Below are 8,219 nucleotides of genomic sequence, written 5' to 3'. Positions count from 1 at the left end.
CCAAAGGATACTGAACAGGCATCTCCCAACCAGCAAAATCAACCATCTTACCACCCAACTCAACGTGGAGTGAATAAAGAGGCGTGCGTTTCGGTGTGGTCATCGTTCTAACCTTTCAATCAGCGGGACTGGTCGCGAACAACCATGACAGTGCAATGCGCGTTGCGCACGACACGGGCCAGGTTCGGGCCAATCTCATAATTCGGGAAATCGCCTTTGGTCGATGCCATGACGATCAGGTCGAAGCCGTCTTTGTAAGCGAGCTTCAGGATTTCGCGGTAAACGCTGCCTTCTTCAATGTGGATTGCCACGTCGGAGGCATTGCCATGATCCAGAATGGCCTGAACCGCTTTGCGCACGTGCTCTTTGGCACCGGCGCCATAGTTGGCCGGCAGGTTCGGCAGCTGGATGATCTCGGGGATGACGGCAACCGCGTGTAATTCGGCACCGTAGAATTTTGCCTGTTCCAATGCGACTGGCAGGGCATTTTTCCACGAACGGTCGTCGGTGTGATCAATAGGCAGCAGGATTTTCGTGGCCATCACGTCTCTCCTCGAGATAGGGGAATTTGTTTCAAAGGCGGGGGGCCGGGCTTGGCCCCCCGTTTTGTCAGGGCCGGGTTTATTCGGCAGGCTTGCCGCCGGGCTCTTCGGACTGACCGCCCGATGCGAAGAACTCTTTCGTCAGCTTGAAGACGATCGGGCTCAGCAAGGCCAAGGCGATCAGGTTCGGGATTGCCATCATGGCGTTCAGCGTATCCGCCAGCAGCCAGACAAAGCCCAGATCCGCGGTTGCACCAAAGTAGATCGCGACGATCCACAGCACCCGGTAGGGAAGCAGGGATTTGACACCCAGCAGGAACTCGACGCATTTCTCGCCATAGAACGACCAACCTAGGATGGTGGTGAAGGCAAAGATCGACAGCGCGATTGCGATCAGGTGACCACCGCCCGGCAGAGAGGTTGCAAATGCCAGAGAGGTCAGGGCAGCGCCCGATTCACCTGAGGTCCATGCGCCTGTCGAGATGATCGCCAGACCGGTGATCGAGCAGACGATGATGGTGTCGATGAACGTACCCAGCATCGCGATCAGGCCCTGGTTAACCGGACCTTTGGTCTCAGCCGCTGCGTGTGCAATCGGAGCCGAGCCCAGACCAGCTTCGTTCGAGAACACGCCACGTGCCACACCAAAGCGGATAGCGGCCCAGACGGCTGCGCCTGCGAAGCCACCTTCGGCGGCGGATGGGGTGAAGGCATAGGTGAAGACCAGCGACAGGGCGTTGCCGATTTCGCCGATGTTGATGATCAGAACTAGCAGACCAGCGACAATGTATGCGATTGCCATGGCCGGAACCAGCTTACCGGCAACTGCACCGATGCGGGTAATGCCACCCAGGATAACGGCTGCGGTCAGGACCATCAGAACAACTCCGGTGACCGAAGTGTTTACGCCGAAGTTTGCTTCCAGAACCTGTGCCACACCGTTGGCCTGAACACCGTTGCCGATGCCGAAAGCCGCGATTGCGCCGAACAGGGCGAATGCGACGCCCAGCCAGGCCCATTTCGCGCCGAGGCCGTTTTTGATATAGTACATCGGGCCGCCGACATAGTTGCCCAGTTCATCTTTTTCACGGTATTTAACCGCGCAGACGGCTTCGGCATATTTGGTGGCCATGCCCACCAGGGCGGTCATCCACATCCAGAACAATGCGCCTGGACCGCCCAGGAAGACAGCAGTGGCCACACCGGCAATATTACCTGTACCGATGGTCGCCGACAGTGAGGTCATCAGCGCGTTGAACGGGCTGATCTGCCCTTCGCCCTGACCCTCACGGCCTTTGAATAGCAGGCTAAAGCCTGTGCCAATGCGCAGGATCGGCATGAATTTCAGGCCGACCTGCAGGAAGAAGCCAACGCCAAGAATGAGGACCAGCATCAGCGGCCCCCACACGACGCCATTGATGGCCCCTACGATTGAATTTAACGCTTCCATGGTTTCCCTCCCATTTGCGTTTGGTTAAGCCCCGTTTGCGATGGCCCGCTGGCGGGCTTGCTTGAGAGCAGCGAAATCTTCGTCCGCGTGGAACGATGAACGGGTCAGCGGCGTGGCCGACACGTGCAGAAAGCCCTTGGAGCGTGCGATCCGTTCCAGTTGGGCGAACTCTTCCGGTGACCAGAAACGGTCGATTGGATGGTGTTTCGGGGTCGGTTGCAAATACTGGCCGACCGTCAGAAAATCGACATTGGCCGCGCGAAGGTCGTCCATCACTTGACGCACGTCGTCTAGGGTTTCTCCTAACCCTACCATAAGACCAGATTTACTGAAAATTCCGGGGTTTGCGCGTTTTGCGTCGTCCAGCAGCCGCAGCGATGTGTAGTAGCGCGCGCCGGGACGAACCGATGGGTAAAGGTGTGGAACAGTTTCCAGATTGTGGTTGAACACGTCCGGGGCTGCTTCGAAGACGATATCGGCAGCGTCGCCTTTGCCCAAGAAGTCCGGGGTCAGAACCTCGACCGTGGTGCCGGGGTTCTGATGGCGCACGGCGCGGATCGTCTGGGCGATATGTTCCGCTCCGCCATCGGCCAGATCATCGCGATCGACCGAGGTGATCACCACATGGCGCAGTCCCAGTTTCTTGACCGCCGCTGCAACCCGACCCGGCTCAAACGCGTCCAGCGCATCGGGGCGGCCGGTGGCCACGTTGCAGAAGGAACAGCCACGGGTGCAGATCTCACCCATGATCATCATCGTCGCGTGACGCTTGGACCAGCACTCACCGATATTGGGGCAGGCGGCCTCTTCGCACACCGTTGCCAGATTGTGGTCGCGCATCAGGCGACGGGTTTCGTAATACTCGGCGCTGTCACCCTTTTTCTTTCGAATCCACTTGGGTTTGCGCGGGATGACACTGTCAGCCTTCTTGGCTTTTTCCGGGTGGCGGGGGCGAAGCTGGATAGTCATCTGGCGGTTCCCTCTTAGGCGTGGATTGCGCGGCCCATGGCGTCAAGGCAGGCCTCTTTGACCGCCTCGCCCATGGCCGGGTGTGCATGACAGGTGGCGGCGACCTCGGCGACGGTGGCGCCTTTGGTCATGGCCAGAACCAGTTCTGCGATCAGATCACCACCATGAGCGCCGCAAATGTGTGCGCCCAGGATTTTGCCGTTCGGATCAGCCAGAACCTTGACCGCGCCGTCGGTTTCGCCGGTCGAGCGGGCGCGCGAGTTGGCCATGAAGGCGAACTTTCCGACCGAGTACTCGGTGCCTGCCTCTTTCAGCGCCTCTTCGGTCAGACCAACTGACGCGACCTCGGGGTCGGTGTAGACGACGCCCGGTACTGTGTTGTAATCGACATGACCAGCTTGACCTGCCAGAGTTTCCACGCACGCGACGCCATCTTCTTCGGCCTTGTGTGCGAGCATCGGGCCGGGCACGCAGTCGCCAATAGCGTAAATTGCGGGAACCGAGGTCTGGAACGTCTCATCCACCTCGATGAAACCGCGCTGGTTTACCGCAACGCCCAGTTCTTCCAGGCCCAGCCCACGGGTGACCGGACGGCGGCCAACGGCGATCAGAACCTTGTCGGCCTCGATCACCTCTTCCTTGTCCTTACCAACACGATCAACGGTCAGGGTCAGGCCAGCATCAGTCTTATCGACCGATTTCAATGCACGGCCCAGTTGGAATTTCAACCCACGCTTGGATAGCGCGCGCTGCGCCAGCTTGGCGATCTCACCATCAATGCCCGGCAGAACGCGGTCCAGATACTCGACCACGGTGACCTTTGCGCCCAAACGGGCCCAAACCTGACCCAGCTCCAGACCGATCACGCCTGCGCCGATCACAACCAGATGCTCCGGTACGTTTTCGAGCGCAATCGCACCGGTTGAACTCAGGATGTCCTGTTCGTCAATCTCGATCCCAGGCAAAGAGGTCGGTTCGGATCCGGTGGCGATCAGGATATTCTTGGCTTCATGTACTTCATCGCCCACCTTGACCTGACCGGCCGCAGGAATACTTGCCCAGCCTTCAATCAGATCAACACCGTTTTTCTTAAACAGAAACGCGATGCCCTTGGTCAGGTCGCCTACGATCTTGTCTTTGCGTCCCATCATCGCGGGTACGTCGATGCTGGCCCCCTCGACCGCAATGCCGTGGGAGGAGAGATGTGCAAGTTCGGCATACTTGGCCGAGGAGGTCAGCAACGCTTTGGAGGGGATGCATCCCACATTCAGACAGGTTCCACCAAGTGCCCCGCGTCCTTCGACGCAGGCCACTTTCAGTCCCAGCTGAGCCGCGCGGATCGCGGCGACATAGCCGCCCGGTCCGCCTCCGATAACGATAAGATCGTAGGTCATGTGGTCGTCTTTCAGTAGATCGGGTGGCTTGCGCACAGGGTGCGGACCTTGTCGCGGGTTGCTTTTCCGACGGCCTCATCACCGTTCGGGTTCTCTGCCAGCGCATCCAGCACGTCACCAATCAGGTGGCCGATTTGTTTGAACTCTTCCGGTCCGAAACCGCGACTGCAGCCAGCTGCAGTACCCAGACGGATACCGCTGGTGATTGTGGGCTTTTCAGGGTCGCCCGGCACGCTGTTCTTGTTGCAGGTAAAGCCAGCACGTTCCAAAGCAGCCTCGGCGTCCTTGCCGGTCACGCCAACTGGGCGAAGGTCGACCAGCATCAGGTGGTTTTCGGTGCCACCCGAGACGATGTCGCAACCGCGTGCCATCATCACGTTCGCCAGAGCTGAGGCGCTGTCGACAACGCGCTGCATGTATTCCTTGAACTCAGGCTGCAGCGCCTCTCCGAAGGCAACCGCCTTGCCTGCGATCACGTGCATCAGCGGACCGCCCTGCAGTCCGGGGAAGACGGCCGAATTGATCTTTTTGGCCAGTGCCTCGTCATTTGTCAGGATGATGCCACCGCGCGGACCGCGCAGGGTCTTATGTGTGGTCGATGTCACGATATGTGCATGTCCGATAGGCGAGGGGTGCAGGCCGGTCGCAACCAGACCAGCGATATGAGCCATATCGGCCAGCAACCAGGCGCCAACTTCATCGGCAATTGCGCGGAAGCGGGCAAAGTCAATTTTTTGCGAATAGGCAGATGCACCGGCAATGATCAGTTGGGGCTTTTCAGCCTTTGCCAGTTCTTCAACTTGATCATAGTCGATCAACCCTGCTTCGGTCAGGCCATACTGGATCGGACGGAACCACTTGCCAGACTGTGCCGGTTTCGCGCCGTGGGTCAGGTGACCGCCCGCGTCCAGCGACATGCCCAGAATGGTGTCCCCGGGGCTGAGCAGCGCCAGTTTGACTGCTCCGTTGGCCTGTGCGCCCGAATGCGGCTGAACGTTCGCATATTCACAGCCAAACAGTTGCTTCAATCGGTCGATGGCTTCCTGCTCGACCTCATCCACATATTCACAACCACCATAATAGCGGCGACCGGGATACCCTTCGGCATATTTGTTGGTCAGCACCGAGCCCTGGGCGTCAATCACAGCCTGAGAGACGATGTTCTCTGATGCGATCAGTTCGATCTGTTCGGCCTGACGTGCGCCCTCGCGTGCAATCGATGCAGCGATGGTCGGATCGGCCTGTGTAAGCGACGTTTTGAACATGGTCATCTCCTCTGATTTCGAATCTCCGGTCCGAAATTAAGTTTCCTATAGTGGAAATGATTCCCTTAAGTCAATAAAAGTCTCCTATTCACGTAGTTGCGTGTAACTAAGGGAATATGTAGACTTTGAAAGAACAGGGGGGATTTCATGGGCGAAGACCAAAGAAACGAAGGTGTTCCACCCGAAGAGCTGGACGAAGGGGCGGCCTTGGGGCGTTCCATCCGCGAAGCGCGTCGGGAAAAAGGCTGGACGCTGGAAGAGGCCGGGCGCGCGGCGGGCATCGGTCGCTCGACCCTGTCGAAGATCGAAAACAATCAGACCAAACCCAGCTTCGAAATTGTTCGGCGTTTGACCCAGGCGCTGGACTTGAAGCCGCCGCAACTGTTTTTTCAATCGGGTCAAACCGGGATCACGGGGCGTCGCGATTTTACGCCAAAGGGGCAGGGCGAATTTCGGGAAACGGCAACTTATGTGCACGAGCTGTTGTGCTCTGACCTGACAAGCAAACGCATGCTGCCCTACGTCGCAACGATCCGGGCACGCGATATTTCCGAATTTGACCCCTGGATTCGCCATTCGGGTGAAGAATTCATGTACGTCCTAAGAGGTGAGTTGATTTTCATCTCGGAACATTATCGCCCGCTGCCGATGAAAGCCGGAGATTCGCTTTATTATGACAGCAGCATGGGGCACGGCTGTGTGTCGACCAGTGAGGAAGACGCTCAGGTTCTATGGGTGTCCTTGGAGTGAACAAATCAAGCCTGCAATGAGTGAGGCCATTCCTGCCCCTTGTGTAGGTATTATCGAAACCTGGCTGAGATGCGTCGAATTAAACTGACAGTTCACTCGACTTTGTTTTCGACAAAGCCTCGGAAAAGGTAAGCAGGCGTTGATTGTTTTCATCCCAAAGGTGCAGCCGTGCGCAATGAAGGCTCTCGAACAAGGTGATGCGTTGGCAATCCCTTAACTCAGCGTGGTCACGTAAAACTTCATCCAGTCGGTAAAAAGGAATGCGACTGGCCAGGTGGTGGACATGGTGCACTCCGATATTGCCGGAAAACCAGCGCAGGATGGCGGGTAGTGCATAGTGAGAGCTACCGAAGAAAGCGGCGTCCTGAAGGCTCCAACCCTCTTCGCGCTCCCAGGTTGTGTGCTCGAACTGATGCTGAACGTAGAAAAGCCAAACTCCGATTGAGGCTGCCACCATCACGGTTGGTAGGAAAACATAAACCAGCACATCCAAACCTCCGGCCCAGAACATCAGGACCAAAAGGCCTGCAATCGCCGCGTTTGTTCCCATCGCGCTTGCCCAGAACAGCCAACCGGACTGCATGAAGCCAAGCGGCAGGCGATTTTGCAGAAGGAATACGTAAATCGGGGCAATGCCGAAAAGAAAGACGGGATTGCGGACCAATCGATATGCGACCCGCCCGGCCCACTTGCGCTGCACGTATTCCTGGACCGTCAGTGTGGGGATGTCACCCATGCCACGCCGGTCCAGATTGCCAGTGGAAGAGTGATGAATTGCGTGACTTTGGCGCCAGACATCATAGGGCGTAACGGCAAAAACGCCCAGAATTCGACCTGTCCAATTGCAAGCAGTTCGGTTTTTAAAGAAAGAACCGTGGCCGCAATCATGCATGATTATGAATATTCGCACCAGAAACGCCGCATTCAGTATAGCCAATAACACGGCGGCCCAGACACTGACGGACAGTGCAAACCACGCTGCAGCCCATAACGCAAAAAAAGGGATCACAGTGACTGCTAGTTCGATAACACTGCGCTTTGTATCGGGCACGCGGTACTTCGCAAGCGTCCGAGTCCATTCCTGAGGGTGCAACTGCTTGATCTCCAACGGCTCTTTAGGGCCTGTTTAGCAAACGGGCGCCCCTGAGGGCGCCCATCAGTGGTTAGGCGAGTGCCAGATTGGCGGCGCTTTCGCGCCCGTCCCGTCCTGCTTCCACGTCGAAAGTGACCTTCTGGCCATCTTTCAATTCGCTGATGCCCGAACGTTCAAGTGCCGAGATGTGCACGAACACGTCACGCTTGCCATCTTCGGGTTGAATAAAGCCAAAACCTTTGGTCGAGTTGAACCACTTTACGGTGCCTTTTGCCATGGTCGAAGTCTCCTAATATTTTGTCGCCCGCATCATTGCGGCGACTCGGCGTGGTCGGTCTGAATCGAAAGACTGAACGCCGAATTTGGGAGACAGCAGGTCGAAAAAGAAAAACGTTAGCACCTGTCATATGGGCCTCAGCTGTGTTTCATGCAAGCCTTTAAATCGTGACGCATGCCTGCTGCATACAGCCCTTGCAAAACTCTGTACAACATATTGAATTGGTGGGGTGGCAATGGCACCCTCGCCAAATAATGACAGATTTGGCTGCCAGAGAGCATCTCAACGACCTTCATCGATATTGGCTTTGATCTCAATGCAGGCTTTCTGCGAGAGAGGGCTCTTCCGCATTTGTTGCCCTGCATTAAAAGGGCGGTTCGAATGCTGAAAAAGTCAAACCATTTCAAGAAACCCGGTACAGTTCATTTCATCTTGCATGACACGCAATGAAAACTGCGCAGTCTTTCCGCATAACGCGT

General features: G+C 56.9%; 8 protein-coding genes. 1 reads left to right on the top strand and 7 read right to left on the bottom strand.

The genetic code is table 11. The features are described 5' to 3' along the window. Positions 1-119: 119 nt before the first annotated feature. The 5 genes from ACR0D7_RS05030 to glyA all read right to left on the bottom strand — a co-directional run bounded on the left by ACR0D7_RS05030 (position 120) and on the right by glyA (position 5,620). The gene (locus ACR0D7_RS05030) at positions 120-542 is read right to left on the bottom strand and encodes a universal stress protein (protein WP_480677994.1); all 423 of its coding nucleotides are present in this window, start codon (positions 540-542) and stop codon (positions 120-122) included. A gap of 79 nt (positions 543-621) precedes the next feature. Continuing rightward, a complete protein-coding gene (locus ACR0D7_RS05025) occupies positions 622-1,992 on the bottom strand; it encodes an alanine/glycine:cation symporter family protein (protein WP_170387808.1) in 1,371 nt (456 codons plus the stop codon). Positions 1,993-2,016: 24 nt separating this feature from the next. Further along, positions 2,017-2,961 carry a lipoyl synthase gene (gene lipA / locus ACR0D7_RS05020; protein ID WP_480677993.1) on the bottom strand — a complete coding sequence of 315 codons (945 nt, stop codon included), beginning with the start codon at positions 2,959-2,961 and terminating at the stop codon, positions 2,017-2,019. A 14-nt stretch (positions 2,962-2,975) separates the two neighbouring features. Beyond that, positions 2,976-4,355: a dihydrolipoyl dehydrogenase gene (gene lpdA / locus ACR0D7_RS05015; RefSeq protein ID WP_480677992.1), complete on the bottom strand. Its 1,380-nt coding sequence runs from the start codon at positions 4,353-4,355 to the stop codon at positions 2,976-2,978. Positions 4,356-4,366: 11 nt separating this feature from the next. Beyond that, complete coding sequence (glyA, locus tag ACR0D7_RS05010) at positions 4,367-5,620, bottom strand: serine hydroxymethyltransferase (RefSeq protein WP_480677991.1); 1,254 nt, start codon at positions 5,618-5,620, stop codon at positions 4,367-4,369. Positions 5,621-5,767: 147 nt separating this feature from the next. Here glyA and ACR0D7_RS05005 point away from each other — a divergent pair, with 147 nt between their 5' ends. Continuing rightward, positions 5,768-6,370 carry a helix-turn-helix domain-containing protein gene (locus ACR0D7_RS05005; RefSeq protein ID WP_480677990.1) on the top strand — a complete coding sequence of 201 codons (603 nt, stop codon included), beginning with the start codon at positions 5,768-5,770 and terminating at the stop codon, positions 6,368-6,370. A gap of 79 nt (positions 6,371-6,449) precedes the next feature. Here ACR0D7_RS05005 and ACR0D7_RS05000 read toward each other — a convergent pair whose 3' ends face one another. Both ACR0D7_RS05000 and ACR0D7_RS04995 read right to left on the bottom strand, forming a co-directional pair. Next, a complete protein-coding gene (locus tag ACR0D7_RS05000; protein WP_480677989.1) occupies positions 6,450-7,421 on the bottom strand; it encodes a fatty acid desaturase in 972 nt (323 codons plus the stop codon). A 112-nt stretch (positions 7,422-7,533) separates the two neighbouring features. Then, positions 7,534-7,740, bottom strand: a complete 207-nt coding sequence (locus ACR0D7_RS04995) for a cold-shock protein (protein WP_480677988.1) — start codon at positions 7,738-7,740, stop codon at positions 7,534-7,536. Positions 7,741-8,219 lie beyond the last annotated feature (479 nt).

The sequence above is a fragment of the Ruegeria sp. BB7 genome (assembly GCF_056539365.1).
The sequence above is the reverse complement of the archived record's forward strand: the minus strand, read 5'-3'. Positions and strand labels throughout refer to the sequence as shown.